The organism is Acinetobacter sp. YH12112 (assembly GCF_013418945.1).
Lineage (GTDB): Bacteria > Pseudomonadota > Gammaproteobacteria > Pseudomonadales > Moraxellaceae > Acinetobacter > Acinetobacter indicus.
Window position 1 is genome coordinate 1 of the sequence record NZ_VPBA01000032.1, and the last position, 16,644, is coordinate 16,644.

Here is a 16,644-nt window from a genome sequence, read left to right on the forward strand (position 1 = left end):
CCACATCTCCGACAGACTAGGCCAGCATCATTGGTCTCTTCAAATAATTTAACCCATACGAGTCTTTGTTGAATTTCTCTGTTCATAGACACCAATTATATTGAAATGATGTCTATGAATCACACATTTTATGCAGTTTAATGACATCGCCTTTAAAGCTGCCATCTGCCTCATAACTCAAAAAGTTACCGCTATAAAAACAATAATCCAGGCCGCAATAAAAATAATCGCCATAAGCCAGTGCAAGACCTGAGCGGTGCGGGTGTAGTAGAGTGATGTGTTATTCATATTCTAGCAGAGGATAAAAAGATCCGTTTTATCCTAATCTGTTCTTGTTTGCTCGGAAACCGGACAAATGCAACGTAGCGTTCCAGATTTGGGGTGATCACACATTCATTCGATGACGGGTGATATGACAAACGAAAAAATTTGTGACTTATATAAACAATCTTAATAGCGCCCATTGGTCAATTCTAGGCTTCGATAAGAAGCTTGTAATAGATTGCGCTACTAGACGATTTATTGAGTTAAATCGCCCAGATGATCAGTGATCACGAAAGATAAGGGGCTTCTGGCTGCATATTAAATGATCTGCATCTGATCTCATCTTAAGGATTTCTTTTTTCAATCTGTTGAGTTGCGTCACAAAGCAAGTGCTAAAATACTGAAATTCGGCAGAGTTTCTCAGCAGTATCCTCAACTGCAAGCAAAGGAAAATACATGCAACCCAATGCACTCATAAAGTTCCATCACAGATTTAACATGCAAGGATTGGGCGGCTAATGCGATCACTTGCAATCAGTACACGGCTCGGCGGTTTCTACTTCTTTTACTACGCCATTGTTGGAACCTTCATGCCGTTTTGGAGCCTGTATCTGGAAGATCAGGGCTTTAATTATCAGGAAATCGGGATTCTGTCTTCCATTGCAATTATCACCCGGTTTTTTGCGCCTTTTATTTGGGGCTGGATTGCCGATAAATCCGGTAAACGTATGTTGCTGGTGCGTATTGCCACCTGGATGGAAGCCTGTATCTGGTTCATGCTGTTTATCATTCCGAATAGTTTTCAGTCAGTGGCATTGTTGATGCTGATTTTCAGCTTTTTCCAGAATGCCATTTTGGCCCAGTTTGAAGGAGTGACCTTATTCTGGCTGGGCGATCAACGTGAACAGCTGTATGGCAAGGTGCGTAAATGGGGATCGGTCGGTTTTATTGTTGCGGTATTTGGTATCGGCGCGTTGCTGGAAATTATTCCAATCTCCATGCTGCCAGTATTGTTGCTATGTATCGCGTTTCTGGCATTTATCTGGTCTTTTAGCATTAAAGAACCCAGCGCTGCACCTAGTTCCCAAAAACAGCTGGAACCTTTGTGGCCGGTGTTAAAACGACCTGTGGTGGCCTGTTTTTTCCTCATTGAGTTTATTCTGCTATTTTCGCATGCGCCGTTTTACAGTTTTTATAGCAATTATCTGAGTCAGGCTGGTTTTAGTACTTCAATAATTGGTTTGTTGTGGTCAGTAGGCGTGATTGCAGAAATTATCATGTTTGCTTATGCAACCTTTTTCTTGTCGCGCTGGTCATGGCGAACGCTGGTGATGGCCTGTTTGCTGCTGACCGGTTTACGCTGGATTGTTGTTGGTTTGGTACCTGACAGTTTTATCGCCCAGTTTTTTGCCCAGACCATCCATGCCTTTAGTTTTGGCTTATTCCATGTGATTGCGATGCGGGTGATTTTTCAGAATTTCAGCTTGGGTCAGCAAGGACGAGGGCAAGCTATCTATAGCACTATGTGGGGTATGGGTGTGGCGTTGGGAAGTATTTTGGCTGGTTATTATTGGGATATTTTTTCAGGGCAAACGGTCTTTATCTGGGCTGGCTTATCTACATTACTGGGTTTGTTACTGGTCTTTGGTTTACCGAAACAGCTACAAAAACAGGCGTAGAAAAAGCCGGTCATATCGACCGGCTGTTGAATCAGGCTATTCAAGTCTTTAAATTTTGATGTGCTGATATTGCGGGAACCACGGCTGAGCCTGTTCCAGTTGTGCAGCCAGTTGTAGTAATACATCTTCACGAGCAAAAGGTGCAATAAACTGAGAACCTAAAGGCAAGTGCTGTTTATTCCAGTACAGTGGCACAGACATCGCCGGTAAGCCGGTAATATTGGCCAGCTGGGTAAAAGGCACCCATTTCAGGTTTTCCCGTACAATCTGATCGACCAGTTTGCCTTGGGTTAACAGATGCGCCTGTCCGACTTTCAACAAGGCTTTTAACACCGGTTTTTGCCAGGCTGGGGTTTTAACTTCGCCATTCTGGGGAGCTACCGAGGCTGTGGCTGGGGTCAGATATAAATCATAACGGTCAAAGAACTGGTTCATTTGCGTGGTATAAACGCCCCAGTTATTCAGGTTATGAATATAATCCAGCGCAGAGGTTTTGGCGCCAAATGCGGCCAGCGCCAGTGAATCCAGTTCAAAATCATCATTGCGTGAAGGATACTGCGCGCGAATCTGACTCAGCATATAAGAGAACTGGCTAAACCAGGTGGTAATAAAATCTTTGGCTAGTTGCATGCCATCAATAGCTGGCTGATCTTCAATTACTTCATGCCCAAGGCTGGTTAAGAGTTTTACAGTGTGCTCAATGGCCTGAATAGCATCTTTAGATACAGCGGTACCAATAGGAGAGTGGGTGCTAAACGCAATTTTCAGTTTTTTCGGTGCTTGTTGCATCAGCTGCAGATATTGACCTTCCGGGCGCTGAATCTTAAATAAAGAGCTGTGTTCTTCGCCGTGGGTTGCATCAAGCATGGCAGCGCTATCCCGGACACTGCGCGTCATCACATGCTGAATGGCAGCGCCGTGCATGGCTTCACTCATGGATGGTCCCCATGGGGTACGGCCACGACTCGGCTTTAAACCGAACAAGCCGCAATAAGAGGCAGGAATACGAATCGAGCCACCGCCATCGCCGGCACCGGCCAGTGGCACAATACCGGCGGCCACAGCAGCCGCAGAACCACCCGATGAGCCGCCACTATTATGTTTTAAATGCCACGGGTTTTTACAGCTGCCCCAAGCATCCGGTTCGGTAATGCCTTTGATTCCGAATTCAGGAGTGTTGGTACGGCCAAAAGTCACAATTCCGGCCTGTTCCCAACGATTGACAATTTCAGCGTTTGTTTCGGGAATATAGCCCATTCTTTTTAAGCCTTGACAGCCATAAGAAGTTGGGTAGCCCGCATATTCCTGAAACAGGTCTTTGACCAGAAAGGGTACCCCAGCAAATGGACCAGACAATGGTCCTTGTACGCGTTGCTGGGCATGTTCATGCATCGGAATAATAATTGCATTCAGGCTTTTAGTTTGTTCGGCACGTTGTATGGCCAGTTCCAGCAGTTCCGATGCCTGAATTTCTTTTTTTGCCACTAATTTGGCCAGCCCCAGACCATCATATTTTAAATATTCTTGTAACTTCATTTTCAATCCTGAAAATATAAATTGTCAGAAACTGTTGTAAGAGATTTTACGCAAAGTTGCAAGGCGAGATTAAAATTTAAACAGTAAAAATTAGCGATTTTGGGGCTTAAAAAAATTGTTGAGTTATGTTTATGCACTAAGTTTATTGCAAAAAATATGCTAACGTTAGCGGGTACTTTATATCATTGAATCAATGTATGAAAAAACTTTATCTCACCAGTTTAATGTTAGTATGTTGCACTGCCGTGATGGCCAATGAAACAAAAACGACAACAACAAATAGTGCTGCCGCAACCGCTGCAAAAGCGCCTGTCAATGCCAATACCGTTCGTGTCATTACCCGTCCTGAAATTGTGGGATTGTGGGGCATGGAAATTCCAAATAACCGCAAATGTATTGAATATTATAATTTTCGGGGTGATAACGATGTCATTATCAAAAGCGGTCAGGAATGGTCGTCTGGCATCTATGACTATCAGCCGGCAGAAGATCCGGCCAGCAGTTTACCTGCCTTAATCATGCAAATTAAATATGACAATAATGAGGTCGATTGTTCCGGTTATCAGGAAGATCAGACCGGGGAGATTTCACAATATTTTGTGCAATGGAAAAACCCGCATACTATTCATTTCTGTAGTAATGAAAAAGCCGAACAGTGCTTTGCCACTTTGCGCCGTGTTTTGCCTTAAAGCTGAAATTCAGCCATAAAAAAACCGCTGAAATCAGCGGTTTTTTTATTTTCACAAGGAAACGCTTAGGCTTCCTTGTTGGCACCATCAAGCTGCTTTAACAAATGCTTTTCCAGGTAGTGAATATCCATTGCCTGTTTGCAGAAGTTTTCATCTTGCAAGATCAGATCTTTATGTAATGGAATATTGGTTTTCACACCGGTCAAAATCATTTCATCCAGCGCCTGACGCATGCGCGCAATACTGGTGCTACGGTCTTTACCATGCGCAATCAGTTTAGCGATCATCGAGTCGTAATAAGGCGGAATGCTATAGCCCGGATAGATATGTGAATCTAAGCGGATACCGGCACCACCAGACGCGTAGAAGTTTTCAATCTTGCCTGGTGATGGTAGGAAGGTTGATGGATCTTCCGCATTGATACGGCATTCAATGGCATGACCTTTCACCTGAACATCTTCCTGCTGAATGTCGAGGCCTAAACCACCGGCAACGCGCAGTTGTTGTTCAATAATATCAATACCTGTGACCATTTCAGTTACCGGGTGTTCTACCTGAACACGGGTGTTCATCTCGATAAAGAAGAACTCGCCATCTTCAAACAGGAACTCGAAAGTACCGGCACCGCGATACTGCATCATCTTACAGGCGTTGACACAGGCTTCTAAAATATCTGCACGTGCTTGCTCTGGCAGGTTTGGTGCTGGTGCTTCTTCCAGAACTTTTTGATGGCGACGCTGTAAAGAGCAGTCACGGTCATACAGATGGATGGCATGGCCGTTACCATCGCCCAGTACTTGCACTTCAACGTGACGAGGCTTTTGCAGGAAACGTTCCATATAGACCGTATCATCACCAAACCACATTTCCGCATCACGCTGCGCCGCTTGTACCGATTCCAGCAGGGTATCGACACGTTCAACAATACGCATACCACGACCACCACCACCGGCAGCTGCTTTGACAATCAGCGGAAAGCCGATTTCTTTGGCTTCAGCCAGGGCATTTTGTGGTGTTACTGCATGGGCAGAACCTGGTACCGTCGGTACGCCGGCTTTACGCATGGCGGTAATGGCAGAAACCTTGTTCCCCATTAAGCGGATGTGTTCTGGACGCGGACCAATAAAGATAAAGCCTGAGCTTTCTACAATTTCGGCAAATTCCGCATTTTCAGACAGGAAACCATAACCCGGGTGAATGGCATCAGCACCGGTAATTTCTGCTGCGGTAATAATCGCAGGAATATTCAGATAACTGTCGCTGCTCGCGCCCGGACCGATACACACGGCTTCATCACAGAAACGTAAATGCATCAGGTCTTTATCGGCATCGGAATAGATACCGACAGTTTTGATTCCTAAAGTTTTGCAGGCCCGGGTGATGCGAAGCGCAATCTCACCACGGTTTGCAATTAAAACTTTTTGCAACATTGTGAGTCCCCGTGGTCTTAAGCGCGGTAGCGGAAGAGTGGTTGACCAAACTGAATCACTTCACCATTTTTAACTAGAATTTCTTCAATCACGCCGCTTTGAGTTGCTTCAATCGGGTTCATGATTTTCATGGCTTCGATAATACCTAAGGTTTCACCTGCAGAAACGGTTTGACCGATTTTCACAAAAGGTGCTTCACCTGGGCTTGGTGCTGCGTAGAACACGCCAACCATTGGAGAAGTTTCAACTGCGCCACGTGGAGAAGATTTCGGTGCTGATGGCAGATCTGCTGCTGGAGCAGGCATTGCTGGAACTGCTGCCGCTACTACTGGACTGCGACGAGTAAGCGCAATCGCCTGATCGCCTTCTTTAACTTCAATCGCTTGTAAGTCAGATTCAATCATCAGGTCGATGAGTTTCTTGATTTTACGGATATCCATGAGACAGTATTCCTAATTAAGATTGCGAAGTGAGTTGAATTTTTTCGATAACGTAGTCAAGTGCAGCAGCATAGCCTTTTGCACCCAATCCGCAGATCACGCCTACAGCTTTATCGGACAAATATGAATGATGTCTAAATGCTTCACGTGCATGCACGTTAGACAGATGAACTTCAATAAACGGGATGGCAACGCCAAGAAGCGCATCACGTACTGCGACTGAGGTATGAGTCAGGGCCGCAGGATTAATAATGATGAACTGAACGCCTTCTTGACCTGCCTGATGAATTCGGTCGACAATGGCACCTTCCCAGTTACTCTGGAAAGTTTCTAGCGAAAATGATGCATTTTGCGCTTGTGTCATGAGCTGCTGATTTATATCCTCAAGGGTAAGGTGTCCATAAACCTCAGGTTCTCGCTTTCCTAGCAAATTTAAATTCGGTCCATGAATAACCAAAATGGTTGAACTCATCCAGCCTGCTCCAATTAATAAGTTGCAAATAGTCTTTGCAAGATGTCTGCAAAGTTTGCTTATTATGGCATGAAATTCCACATTTTTTTTATAATTTCTTTAAATTTACGTGAAAAGCATGTCGCAAAATATGGCTATATCATGCAAACTTTGCATACAATTCACAATGTTAAAAGATTCCAAATTTGCACGAAATTACGGTTTTTTACATTGTAATGAGAGTTGACCAAAACCATTCACAGGTTTGCTGCAAAATAGTTTGATGAGTTTAAGCCCAAGTAGATGGCCTACATGTGCATCCAGTTTTATCTCTGGATTTCCCCCGGAATGCTATCCCTGAATTTGGGGAGTTTTTATCCTCCTCCTGATTTCTATATTGAATTGGCCGCGTTTTAAAATTTATACCATTCAATATATCTGCTGAGAGGTTGCCGCTATAGATTCTGTTTTATCTGGCTTTAAACTACCGTGTTGATATCTTTATTTATTATTTAATTACAAATATTTATCTTTATTTTGTGCTTGGGCTATAGTAATTCGATCAGTCATTAGCGTGCTGTTTAGATCAGTTTAGCATGTGCTTAATAGTTGGGCTGATCTTTCAGATAGAGGGTGTATGGGAATAAGTTAAGACGCTAACAAGAGATGAGCAATCCTGATTATGAACAGTCATTGTGAAGAGAATTAGAGTAGAGTGGATTCAAAAGTGTTGGATTTATTTTCAGGAAGTCATTGACCAATTCTTTCATTGAAAAAGACAGTTTCGTGTCTTTCTGTACGAAAGGTATTCAGGCAAGGTTGGCAAAATTTGATAGTTCACGTATTGCCTGAATGTGTTCAGTCAGTAGAGCTTTGATTTTAGAATTAAAAAATAACAGGATTGCTTTATTAAGGGGAAATCTTCTTGAAAGCGACAAATATCTTAATTTAGCCTAAGTAAGACAGATCTATCTAATTCAGCCTCTGACAACCTTGTATCGGCGAAATGCTGTATAAATAGACAAATAGCCCTGATGTGCTAAGATAAAGACATTACACACAGTGTGAACAGGAGTTGTCCAATGACAGCTTATACGATTATGAAAGCAGGCAAGGTGGAGGATGATATGATTCCAAAACTGGCGATTCACGCATTCCGTGATGCTTTTAAGCAGGCATGTGCGTCTTCAACTGTGGTGTATGTGAAAGATCAGCAACTGGTACAGCGCCAGCCGAATGGTCAGGAAAGCGTAATGAAGGATGTATCTGCGGCTTATCGTAGTGCGCAGCATCTTCCAAAAACCTTGACACGTAAAAAGAAATTACAGACCGTTCACTAATTTATGCCACAACCCCGCATCAGGATGTTTGCAGGTCCGAATGGTTCAGGAAAAAGTACCATTAAGGAATATTTGTTGCCCCATCATATTGGGGCATATTTAAATGCAGATGAACTCGAATATCAGCTTAAACACTCTGCAGTTTTGCATTTGGACCATTATCATCGGGCATTGAATGCAGCTGCTTTAATTTCCTTTCTAGAACAAAAACAACGACCGCAGGCAAATACATGGGTGCCTTTATTACGTCAGCCACCGGTGTTAATCAGTGCAAGCTGCGTACAGTTTGATCCTGCAGAAATCGATTCCTATTTATGCGCGCGTATTATTGATTATATTCGCCTGGAATTTTTACGTTTAAAGGTGAGTTTTACCTTTGAAACAGTGATGTCGCATATTTCCAAAGCGGAATTTTTACATGAGGCAAAACGCCACGGATTTAAAACCTATCTGTACTATGTTTCCACGGTTGATCCGCTGATTAATATTGCGCGGGTGCAGTATCGCGTAGAGAAGGGCGGGCATGGCGTGCCTGAACAAAAGATTAAACAGCGTTACTACCGCAGTATGGATTTATTAATGCAGGCGGTGGATGCCACAGATCGAATCTACTTTTTTGATAACTCGACGGATGGTCAAGCCGCATCTTTTCTGGCCGAGATTGAAAATGCCGAGCTGTTAAAAATAAATCCCGAGGCGCAGGTGTTGCCAGAGTGGTTTGTAGAGAAAGTTTTAAATGCTTTTGAGTAAGTCAGTTCACTTGGATGGGTACTCATCTCTATTTCTGATCAGCAGCTTTAAAACGCCAAGAAATTAAAGCCAAACTACATAATATTCTGCCGAAGTACAAAATTCCCCGAGGATATATTCGGGGGATTTGCCCAACTATCAAGATCAGCTAATTAATTCACATGATTTTTCTAGCAAACTGTTTTCCATTTACAACATGTTATTCGGATTGATGAGCGAAAACAGGCTTTATCCAAGTCCTGTTTTTAGAGATGTGCTGGCCGCGCTAAGCCTCTAGTCGCTGGAAGCTTTTTTTTTACTTCCTTTATTTTTAAGCCCTTCATTCTTATTCTTATAATCTAGAAATAGCCTAAGCAATACTCTCCTTAATCCTCAAATGACAGCGCAAAAGCCAGAATAAAGGAAAGGGGGGAGATGATTAGCTCTTTGTAAGAAAGGATAGCTATTTATTGATATTTTATATATTATAAAAACATATAATGTTTTGGGTGTATGGCGATGCATGATTTCCTGATTGCGTTTTTAGGTGGTCTTTTATTAGGGGCCGCCGTGGTCGGCTATTTATATGTGAACGGACGAATCGCAGGGATTAGTGGTTTGCTGGCTCAGGTGATGCAGCCAAGCACCATATTTAAAACACCGGCGCTGTGGTTTTTATTGGGACTGTTTGTTACGCCGTTTATTTATGGAATCTGGCAGCAGCCACAGATTGAACTTGAGGCTAGTCCACTTATGATGGTGGTGGCCGGTATTTTGGTTGGTTTTGGGACCCGTTTAGGTTCGGGTTGTACCAGTGGTCATGGTATTTGTGGAATCAGCCGTTTATCCAAACGTTCGATGGTAGCGACCTTGACCTTTATGCTGACGGGCGTATTGACAGTGTATGTCATCCGCCATATCACAGGAGCATTCTAAAATGAAAAATATCTGGGCGTTTCTATTTGGCGGATTATTTTCATTGGGCCTGATGATTTCGGGTATGTCCAATCCGGAAAAAGTACTAGGTTTTCTGGATATTTTTGGGGATTGGGATGCCAGTCTGGCTTTTGTGATGATGGGTGCCATCGCCGTGGCTTTTATTCCGTTTCAAAAGGCAGTACGTCAGGCCGAACCTAAGACGGTGTATCATGAGGCCATTGAGTTACCGCGGCAAAATCAGCTAGATTCTAAACTGATTATCGGCAGCGCTTTGTTTGGGATTGGCTGGGGAATTGCCGGCATTTGTCCTGCACCTAGCTTTACGTTAATTGGTTTGGGCTATTATCAGGCGCTGTACTTTATTGCTGCGATGATGTATGGCATGTATCTCCATCATCGACTTTTAGGGAAAAAATCATGACCGCTACGCCAGTTGTACAACATTTTTTTGACAAAGAGACCAATACATTCAGCTATGTAGTGACCGATCCAGCCACGCAGCAATGTGCAATTATTGATAGCGTCTTGAATTATGATGCGGCTTCAGCATCTACCTCGACTGAAGGTGCCGATGCAATTATTAGCTATATTCAGCAAAATAGCCTAAGCGTTGAATGGATTTTAGAAACCCATGTGCATGCAGATCATCTGACCGCAGCCCAGTATTTAAAAGAAAAGCTCGGTGGGAAAATTGCCATCAGCAATAAGATTATTGTAGTGCAGGATACTTTTGGCCGTATTTATAATCTGGATTTAAAGTATCTCAATGCGCATCAAGCCTTTGATTATCTGTTTGATGATCATGAGCAATTCAGTATTGGTGAATTAACGGCCTACAATATTCCAACACCAGGGCATACACCGGCCTGTTTAAGCTATGTGATTGGTGATGCAGTCTTTGTCGGCGATACCTTGTTTATGCCGGATTATGGTACTGCACGCTGCGATTTCCCGAAGGGTAGTGCAGAGCAACTGTTTGATTCTGTGCAAAAACTGTATAAGTTGCCAGCACAGACACGGGTATTTTTATGCCATGACTATCTACCTGAAGGGCGTGAGGTCTTTATACACGAAACCAGTATCCAGCAGCAAAAAGCCGAGAATATCCATATTCACGATGGTACGCAAAAAGCTGAGTTTGTAGAAATGCGTAATCGCCGTGATGCCGGTTTATCGATGCCAAAACTGATTCTGCCTGCCATTCAGATCAATATGGTGGCCGGACATTTCCCTGAACCGGAAGCCAATGGCACGCGCTATCTGAAACTGCCACTCAATTATTTCAACAAATAAACTGGATCGGCCAATGCTTTCGTGCAACTGGCCGATATTTTTGAACCGATACAAAATAGCCTAAGCAAAAATACAATTTTAATAAAACACTTATCCTATAATATCGAGATAGCCAAAACCGATGCATTCAAGGAATCAAAAATGCTGCTCAATTTCCAGACTTCACAACAACATCTATCAAGCACCGACATTCCGGTTGTTCTTATTCATGGTTTATTTGGCAGCTTGAGTAATTTAGGTATGCTGGCACGTGCGTTACAGGAACGTTATCCGGTCATTCAGATTGATGTGCGTAACCACGGAAAATCGGAACATTGCCAGAGCATGAGCTATACCGAGATGGCGCAAGATGTACTGGAAACCCTGGATGCGATTCAGGTACAAAAATTTATCGTGATTGGCCATTCCATGGGTGGAAAAATTGCCATGCAACTGGCTGACCTTGCACCAGAGCGAGTGGAAAAACTGGTGGTGCTGGACATGACACCATTTGCCTATCAGGAAAATCATCATGATCAGGTGTTTGATGCGCTATTTGCTGTCAAAAAAGCACAAGTAGAATCGCGCCAGGATGCCACCCAGATTATGCAGCAGCATTTGCGTGAAGATGCGGTGATTCAGTTTCTGATGAAATCGTTTAGTAAAGGGCAGTGGTTATTTAATGTCGATGCGCTTTATGCATCTTATTCGAAAATTTTATCTTGGCAGCCAGTTCAGGTGGATGTGCCAAGTTTATTTATTCGTGGCGGCGCCTCTCCGTATTTATCTAAACCGGAACACTATGCTGCCATTGAACAGCAGTTCAGTCAGGCCAGCATTGAAACTGTTGAAAATGCTGGCCATTGGCTGCATGCAGAGAAAACTGCTGAAGTGGTTGATAAAATCCAGCAGTTTTTATCTGCATAAGCCCGGTATTGTTTTAATCAAGTGCATTGGCCATCAGCTGACCTTCCGAGGTCAGCTTTTCCGCCATTTCCCGGGTTTTCTTTAAGCCTGGCATCCGGTATTCGGTATGACCATAATCTTTAATGGATTTCCAGCGGCCACCCCAGGTCAGACCAACCGACTCCGCCACTTCGCCATACAGTTCATAACCGCGCATTGCCCACGGGTCACGCTCGGAAATCACCACTTTGCCATTGCGTTTAAAGGCCACATCGGCGGCTAAACCAAATTGATGATAGCTTTGATAACCACGGGCACGGGTGGTGTTTTTATTTTTGGACAGCGAGTTTTGTCGCTCCGGACTACGATAACCCTCCAATAGCACCAGCTCATAGCCGTGGCGTTCTTTCATGATTTTAAACACCATCAGCAGGCGCTGTTTATAACGCGGATTCATCTTATGCCACTTTCGGTCAGCGCTCACAATTGATGGATTGACATGAGAATGAGCATGTAAATCTTCCACCGCTGGATCATAACTATGCTGATCTGCCGGCACAGCCGCCCACTGATTTTCCAGTTGCATGGCCTCAACCACGGCGGCTTCAACCAGTGCTTCTTCTACTTCAGGTGGTGGCGACAGCATTTCACCTTCAAGCAGGGCATAAACTTGAGGATCGACTTCTCTTAAATAGTCAGCTTCAATTTTGGTGGCGCTAATCGGGCGGGTAAAGGCAAACAGGATGATGCTGGAAAACAGAAAAAATCCGGCAATCAGAATCCACCATTGCTGAATATGCCAATGGGTTTGAGTCTGTTCTGCTGCAGCCGCATGATTAAACTGTTGAGCCAGACTTTTCACCGAGCTCAACTGTTTTTTGCTGTTGGGAATAAGTGACTGAAAACCGGATAATACCTTGGCCCGCAGTTCATAAGACAATAGCAGTGCCAAACTGCAGGCAACAAGCACAAAGGCAATAAAAATAACCGCAATCATGGATGAATAGCAGTGTCCTGTACGCTTACAGTTTCAACTTTTTCTACCGGTTTACGGATGACCGAAATTTGGACACTGGCCTGTGGTGTTTCTTCTGGTTCTACGGCGGCCATTGGTACCACGACCGGTGCAGCCGGTTTAGCAGGAACAGCTTTGGCTGGTGCTGGAGCTGGTTTTGGTGCAGGCGGCTGTTTTGCTGTCGCCGCAGGAGTACTGGCCATGTCTTGCGGAAAGTTCGGAGCTACACGCGCTTGATTTGGCGCAGGCTGGGCAGCAACTTTTGCTGGTTGATGGGCAAAGATTTTACTTAAATCACCATCATTGGGTTGCTGAAATTCAACCGGATGTTCAGTCTGCACATCTTCGAGTTCTTCAAAACTACTAGAGTGATCGGTCATCTGGTTTTTTAATTCTTCCAGTTCTGCCGGCAGTTCCGATGGAGTAACCGCTGGCGCGGCCATTGCCTGAGTGGACTCTGCTAGTGTTGTCGATGGCTGGCCTGCATAAAAATAGGCATAACCGGCTAAACCGGTGACCACGACCCCCGCCACAAAACCGCCCAGACTATATAAAAGTGGCGACGGCGATTTTGGCTTGTTACTTTGTAAAATCCGTAATGAAGTTTGTTTTTCGTTTGCCATGTTTTATCTAAATTTTATGGTAAATGAATGGTGATATGCGCCTGTTCCGTTGGTGCAGTAATCACGTTTTGATATTGGCTCATTGCGCTATTATTCTGGTTGGACAGCATGTAACGCAGGCCGGCAAAGGACAATAAGGCAAAAAGGGCTAAGAACAGCAAAATCCAGAAAAAAGGTAATTCACGGTGAATAATATGTTTGATCTGATCCGGTAAGGCGGCAAAAGGCGAAAACGCGGTTTTCTTGCCTTTCAGATAATCAATTTCATCGCCAACACGCGCCACAATATGGTTCAGCGCTTCCATCGACTCAATACGATATTTGCCCTGAAAGCCCAGCAGCATGCAGTAATGATAAACCTCTAAAGCCGCCAGACGTTCTTTGCCACGACTTCTGAGCTGTTCCAGCATTTCAAAAAAGCGATAGCCGGCCAGCTGCGAACCGAACAGATTGAGTTGTAGGGGATTAATCAGCCAGTGATTCTGCAAATCAAAAAATTGCGGGTCCTGCTGGGTCACAATGGTTTCATCCAGCAAGGCACAATACGCATATTTGGCATCGTGAATATCATCGGCTGAAAACTGCAGTTTTTTTGCCTGGGTTTCAAAGCGGTTCAGCATATCCATGATTTTTTCACGGAATGCTTCAACATTGCCTGGCACATACTGGTTCTTGATCAAGAACACAATATAGAAGCCGTCATGAAGTAAATCGACCAGATTGGCACTATTGCTAATTTTCGGGTTGACCTGTGGTGGGGTCAGACCAGTACCAATCTGACCATCATCAAATAAGGAAGGTGCATGATGTGGAGTATTCATGAAAAAATGTCCTTAACCGTTCATGACAGCAATAAGTTCAATAGAAAGATCCTGGAAGCCGGCCGGCACATAGATACAGATCGATTCCGAGTCGAGCATGCGTTGATACAGGTCATTATTCGGCTCAATTTCAAAATAGCTCACTCCGGAACGTACCGGAATAGCGGTCGGAACCTGCATCAGGTGATGAATTGGAATAGCCGGTAAGGCAGCCATCACGCGCTGTTCAACATCAACCGTATTACCGACTTTAAAACGCAGTGGCACAATCTGGATCAGTTCATGCGCCTGCATCATCGAGCTGGACACGGCAATATACAGACGGGTATCGCGAGTAATCTTGTCGGATTCCAGACTGCCGACCCAATAAGACGGACGGATTTCTTTCAGGGCGATGCTGATATAACGGCTGGAAATAATGGTATCCAGCAATTCTCTCAGAATGACATCCAGCTGTTCAAAACTGTCCTGTAGCTGATGATGCTTATAACGCGGCAACTGATCGACTTCATAGGCCGTCGAGAAGGTCAGCAAAGAACCGGTTAAACGTAATAATTCAAAAAATAGACGTTCCGGATGAATCTGAGGATATTGCAGAACATGACTTAAAGTCGCATGTGCAGTATTTAAGGCATTCACCAGCCAGAACGAAACAATATCGCCAGAACGGAATTCAATCAGTTTTTGTTCATTTTCCCGGTTATTGGTTTGAATGGTTTTGATTTTGGCTTTAATCACATTCAAGGTACGGCGCAGGCCTTGCAGCAAGCTGTCGCTCGATTCAATATGTAAAATTGGTGGAATAAATTTGCGCTCAAACTCGAAATGGCCGGAACTGTGGCGTTTGATTTTGGCCACCGGCAAATAGATAAAGCCATCCATTTCATGATTTGGTTCAAACTGGGCATCCAGCAGTTTAAATTCGGCACGGCGTTTCAGCAGGGTAATATCTGCCGGGGTAGCGTCGGTGAATAAATCATGGGTTTGAGTGAGATGTGAATGGTAACGGCCCGGTTGAGCGCCAGATTCAAACACCACATTATTTTTATTTGGCTGTACAATCGGTAGCGCTAGATAAACCAGCATTTCACCACGCAGATTCAGATCATCCAGCTGTACCGGTTCAGGCAGTAAATCACGTGCTGGCGCCTGATAGATTTCTCCATCTTGCCACAGCATTTCAATACTTTCTAAAGCCAGCACATGGGTATTTAGCTGAGCTTCATCAAACTTTATAGATTGCACGCCATAAGCAAATGGAATAGTGGAACGAACAGTATGGTTCAGGCGCTGTTCATGATAGCTGTCTTGCAACTGAAAATGTTGCGGGCGTAAAAACAAGCCTTCGCCCCAAAGAATTTTATCTGCTTTAAACATGGCACTTACCAATCACTATTTGTTTCATTAGAGCTTTGCACACCCAGTAATTCCTGAATATTTTCAAGTGGGTTGTCATTTTTAATTACCTGAGTCAGCCATTCATGCAGCGGCATCTGACTCCATTTAATAGTTTTTTGCAGCATGTAGCTGACCGGGCTATGGGGTTCATTGGCCTGAAAATAATCGGCAATTTCCTGTAAAACCTGCATTGCCTGTTCACGGTTGGCCAGATGGTTTTGAGGTTGCGGTTGAAAACCGGTCGGTGAATTCATGATGGGCATCGCTATGGCAGGGGCTGCTGTAGTATTAATGGCATCAGCAGTCACAATGTTATTCTGTTCAGGTGCTTCAACCAGAGTCTGCGCGGCAAAGGCATCTGTTTTATATAATTTTTTAAGCGTGGAATGAATCGAATCAAGCTGTGAGTCAATGGCGGCAAAACTTGGCGCATCCAGGCCCATTAATTGATCCAGTACTTCTTTTAAACTTGACCACTGCTGCAAAATGTCCAGAAAGTGCTGGTAATTCTGGTATTGCAGCGACTTCGAGGTATTCAACAGCGCCTGATCAAACTGCTCCAGCTGTGGCGTGGCTGCTTGATCAGATGAATCTTCACTTTGCTTGCGACGCAAATTGTCCTGATACAGAAAATTGTCATAATCACGCAGGCTCAAGTGAGGTGCAGTCACAATCGGCACGGTTTTAATCAGCACCGGAATCTGGTTAATCAAACCTTGCAATAAACCAATACGCTGATCCAGATCATCATCTTCAATTTCCGGATGCAGCTGCAACCAGTATTCATTCAAGCTTCGATGGCTGAGTTGAATAGCCTGAGCAATGCCCTCAAAGCCATACAAATTGCTCCATGCTTCCAGCAGCCAGCCATATAAACGGATATCCTTGGTTTTACTTTCCAGTAATTCAGTCGATTTGCTATGTACAAAACCCCAGTCGGCCTGTTTGGGTTCGGAGACCCAATCGCCCTGATCGAGAAGCGGATCATCCTGAGTTTTGGCCTTTTTAATGGCATGAAACTCATTGGAAAAAGAATAATCTTCTCCGCAAGGCTGTTCAGCCGAAATGGGGTGTAACAATACATCGAGGTTGAGGTTCATTGCTGTTCTGAA

General features: G+C 44.2%; 17 protein-coding genes and 1 pseudogene. 8 read left to right on the plus strand and 10 right to left on the minus strand.

Annotation, left to right across the window (positions count from 1 at the left end; translation table 11 throughout):
• Positions 1 to 127 precede the first annotated feature (127 nt).
• Positions 128 to 288, minus strand: a pseudogene (locus tag FTU50_RS11755) (cytochrome b); the annotation flags it as partial.
• 494 nt (positions 289 to 782) lie between these two features.
• Here FTU50_RS11755 and FTU50_RS11760 point away from each other — a divergent pair.
• Positions 783 to 1,943: an MFS transporter gene (locus FTU50_RS11760; protein WP_005177761.1), complete on the plus strand. Its 1,161-nt coding sequence runs from the start codon at positions 783 to 785 to the stop codon at positions 1,941 to 1,943.
• Between the two features lie 48 nt (positions 1,944 to 1,991).
• On the opposite strand, the gene FTU50_RS11765 is transcribed toward FTU50_RS11760, so the two are convergent.
• A complete protein-coding gene (locus FTU50_RS11765) occupies positions 1,992 to 3,479 on the minus strand; it encodes an amidase (protein ID WP_180062700.1) in 1,488 nt (495 codons plus the stop codon).
• Between the two features lie 197 nt (positions 3,480 to 3,676).
• On the opposite strand from FTU50_RS11765, the gene FTU50_RS11770 reads away from it, so the two are divergent.
• Entirely contained in the window at positions 3,677 to 4,168 is a 492-nt protein-coding gene (locus tag FTU50_RS11770) for a hypothetical protein (protein ID WP_034597534.1), read from the plus strand.
• 65 nt (positions 4,169 to 4,233) lie between these two features.
• On the opposite strand, the gene accC is transcribed toward FTU50_RS11770, so the two are convergent.
• From accC to aroQ, 3 genes are read right to left on the minus strand one after another with little or no spacing between them, the layout of a single operon-like run.
• Entirely contained in the window at positions 4,234 to 5,598 is a 1,365-nt protein-coding gene (accC, locus tag FTU50_RS11775) for an acetyl-CoA carboxylase biotin carboxylase subunit (protein ID WP_180062701.1), read from the minus strand.
• A 17-nt stretch (positions 5,599 to 5,615) separates the two neighbouring features.
• Positions 5,616 to 6,038 carry an acetyl-CoA carboxylase biotin carboxyl carrier protein gene (gene accB / locus FTU50_RS11780; RefSeq protein WP_005177770.1) on the minus strand — a complete coding sequence of 141 codons (423 nt, stop codon included), beginning with the start codon at positions 6,036 to 6,038 and terminating at the stop codon, positions 5,616 to 5,618.
• A 16-nt stretch (positions 6,039 to 6,054) separates the two neighbouring features.
• On the minus strand, positions 6,055 to 6,510 hold the full coding sequence (gene aroQ, locus FTU50_RS11785) for a type II 3-dehydroquinate dehydratase (protein ID WP_005177772.1): 456 nt from the start codon (positions 6,508 to 6,510) through the stop codon (positions 6,055 to 6,057).
• 1,061 nt (positions 6,511 to 7,571) lie between these two features.
• Here aroQ and FTU50_RS11790 point away from each other — a divergent pair.
• The 6 genes from FTU50_RS11790 (at position 7,572) to FTU50_RS11815 (ending at position 11,696) form a co-directional block, all read left to right on the plus strand.
• Positions 7,572 to 7,829 carry a hypothetical protein gene (locus FTU50_RS11790; RefSeq protein WP_005177774.1) on the plus strand — a complete coding sequence of 86 codons (258 nt, stop codon included), beginning with the start codon at positions 7,572 to 7,574 and terminating at the stop codon, positions 7,827 to 7,829.
• Positions 7,830 to 7,832: 3 nt separating this feature from the next.
• Positions 7,833 to 8,579 carry a zeta toxin gene (locus FTU50_RS11795; RefSeq protein ID WP_180062702.1) on the plus strand — a complete coding sequence of 249 codons (747 nt, stop codon included), beginning with the start codon at positions 7,833 to 7,835 and terminating at the stop codon, positions 8,577 to 8,579.
• A gap of 498 nt (positions 8,580 to 9,077) precedes the next feature.
• Positions 9,078 to 9,494, plus strand: a complete 417-nt coding sequence (locus FTU50_RS11800; protein WP_168416527.1) for a YeeE/YedE family protein — start codon at positions 9,078 to 9,080, stop codon at positions 9,492 to 9,494.
• A 1-nt stretch (position 9,495) separates the two neighbouring features.
• Complete coding sequence (locus FTU50_RS11805; RefSeq protein ID WP_005177782.1) at positions 9,496 to 9,918, plus strand: DUF6691 family protein; 423 nt, start codon at positions 9,496 to 9,498, stop codon at positions 9,916 to 9,918.
• Positions 9,915 to 10,790: an MBL fold metallo-hydrolase gene (locus FTU50_RS11810; protein ID WP_005177784.1), complete on the plus strand. Its 876-nt coding sequence runs from the start codon at positions 9,915 to 9,917 to the stop codon at positions 10,788 to 10,790. Before FTU50_RS11805 ends, FTU50_RS11810 begins: the two co-directional genes overlap by 4 nt.
• 141 nt (positions 10,791 to 10,931) lie before the next feature.
• The gene (locus FTU50_RS11815) at positions 10,932 to 11,696 is read left to right on the plus strand and encodes an alpha/beta fold hydrolase (protein WP_180061542.1); all 765 of its coding nucleotides are present in this window, start codon (positions 10,932 to 10,934) and stop codon (positions 11,694 to 11,696) included.
• A 13-nt stretch (positions 11,697 to 11,709) separates the two neighbouring features.
• On the opposite strand, the gene FTU50_RS11820 is transcribed toward FTU50_RS11815, so the two are convergent.
• From FTU50_RS11820 to tssA, 5 genes are read right to left on the minus strand one after another with little or no spacing between them, the layout of a single operon-like run.
• Complete coding sequence (locus FTU50_RS11820; RefSeq protein WP_180061541.1) at positions 11,710 to 12,672, minus strand: M15 family metallopeptidase; 963 nt, start codon at positions 12,670 to 12,672, stop codon at positions 11,710 to 11,712.
• The gene (locus tag FTU50_RS11825; RefSeq protein WP_180061540.1) at positions 12,669 to 13,313 is read right to left on the minus strand and encodes a hypothetical protein; all 645 of its coding nucleotides are present in this window, start codon (positions 13,311 to 13,313) and stop codon (positions 12,669 to 12,671) included. Before FTU50_RS11825 ends, FTU50_RS11820 begins: the two co-directional genes overlap by 4 nt.
• 14 nt (positions 13,314 to 13,327) lie before the next feature.
• Complete coding sequence (gene icmH / locus FTU50_RS11830) at positions 13,328 to 14,134, minus strand: type IVB secretion system protein IcmH/DotU (protein WP_005177793.1); 807 nt, start codon at positions 14,132 to 14,134, stop codon at positions 13,328 to 13,330.
• A gap of 12 nt (positions 14,135 to 14,146) precedes the next feature.
• A complete protein-coding gene (tssK, locus tag FTU50_RS11835) occupies positions 14,147 to 15,511 on the minus strand; it encodes a type VI secretion system baseplate subunit TssK (protein WP_005177795.1) in 1,365 nt (454 codons plus the stop codon).
• Between the two features lie 5 nt (positions 15,512 to 15,516).
• The gene (tssA, locus tag FTU50_RS11840; protein WP_104484624.1) at positions 15,517 to 16,632 is read right to left on the minus strand and encodes a type VI secretion system protein TssA; all 1,116 of its coding nucleotides are present in this window, start codon (positions 16,630 to 16,632) and stop codon (positions 15,517 to 15,519) included.
• Positions 16,633 to 16,644: the final 12 nt, after the last annotated feature.

Coding starts and splice junctions, on each gene's coding strand:
- FTU50_RS11760 (WP_005177761.1), top strand. CDS start 783: ATGCGATCACTTGCAATCAGTACACGGCTCGGCGGTTTCTACTTCTTT.
- FTU50_RS11765 (WP_180062700.1), bottom strand. CDS start 3,479: ATGAAGTTACAAGAATATTTAAAATATGATGGTCTGGGGCTGGCCAAA.
- FTU50_RS11770 (WP_034597534.1), top strand. CDS start 3,677: ATGAAAAAACTTTATCTCACCAGTTTAATGTTAGTATGTTGCACTGCC.
- accC (WP_180062701.1), bottom strand. CDS start 5,598: ATGTTGCAAAAAGTTTTAATTGCAAACCGTGGTGAGATTGCGCTTCGC.
- accB (WP_005177770.1), bottom strand. CDS start 6,038: ATGGATATCCGTAAAATCAAGAAACTCATCGACCTGATGATTGAATCT.
- aroQ (WP_005177772.1), bottom strand. CDS start 6,510: ATGAGTTCAACCATTTTGGTTATTCATGGACCGAATTTAAATTTGCTA.
- FTU50_RS11790 (WP_005177774.1), top strand. CDS start 7,572: ATGACAGCTTATACGATTATGAAAGCAGGCAAGGTGGAGGATGATATG.
- FTU50_RS11795 (WP_180062702.1), top strand. CDS start 7,833: ATGCCACAACCCCGCATCAGGATGTTTGCAGGTCCGAATGGTTCAGGA.
- FTU50_RS11800 (WP_168416527.1), top strand. CDS start 9,078: ATGCATGATTTCCTGATTGCGTTTTTAGGTGGTCTTTTATTAGGGGCC.
- FTU50_RS11805 (WP_005177782.1), top strand. CDS start 9,496: ATGAAAAATATCTGGGCGTTTCTATTTGGCGGATTATTTTCATTGGGC.
- FTU50_RS11810 (WP_005177784.1), top strand. CDS start 9,915: ATGACCGCTACGCCAGTTGTACAACATTTTTTTGACAAAGAGACCAAT.
- FTU50_RS11815 (WP_180061542.1), top strand. CDS start 10,932: ATGCTGCTCAATTTCCAGACTTCACAACAACATCTATCAAGCACCGAC.
- FTU50_RS11820 (WP_180061541.1), bottom strand. CDS start 12,672: ATGATTGCGGTTATTTTTATTGCCTTTGTGCTTGTTGCCTGCAGTTTG.
- FTU50_RS11825 (WP_180061540.1), bottom strand. CDS start 13,313: ATGGCAAACGAAAAACAAACTTCATTACGGATTTTACAAAGTAACAAG.
- icmH (WP_005177793.1), bottom strand. CDS start 14,134: ATGAATACTCCACATCATGCACCTTCCTTATTTGATGATGGTCAGATT.
- tssK (WP_005177795.1), bottom strand. CDS start 15,511: ATGTTTAAAGCAGATAAAATTCTTTGGGGCGAAGGCTTGTTTTTACGC.
- tssA (WP_104484624.1), bottom strand. CDS start 16,632: ATGAACCTCAACCTCGATGTATTGTTACACCCCATTTCGGCTGAACAG.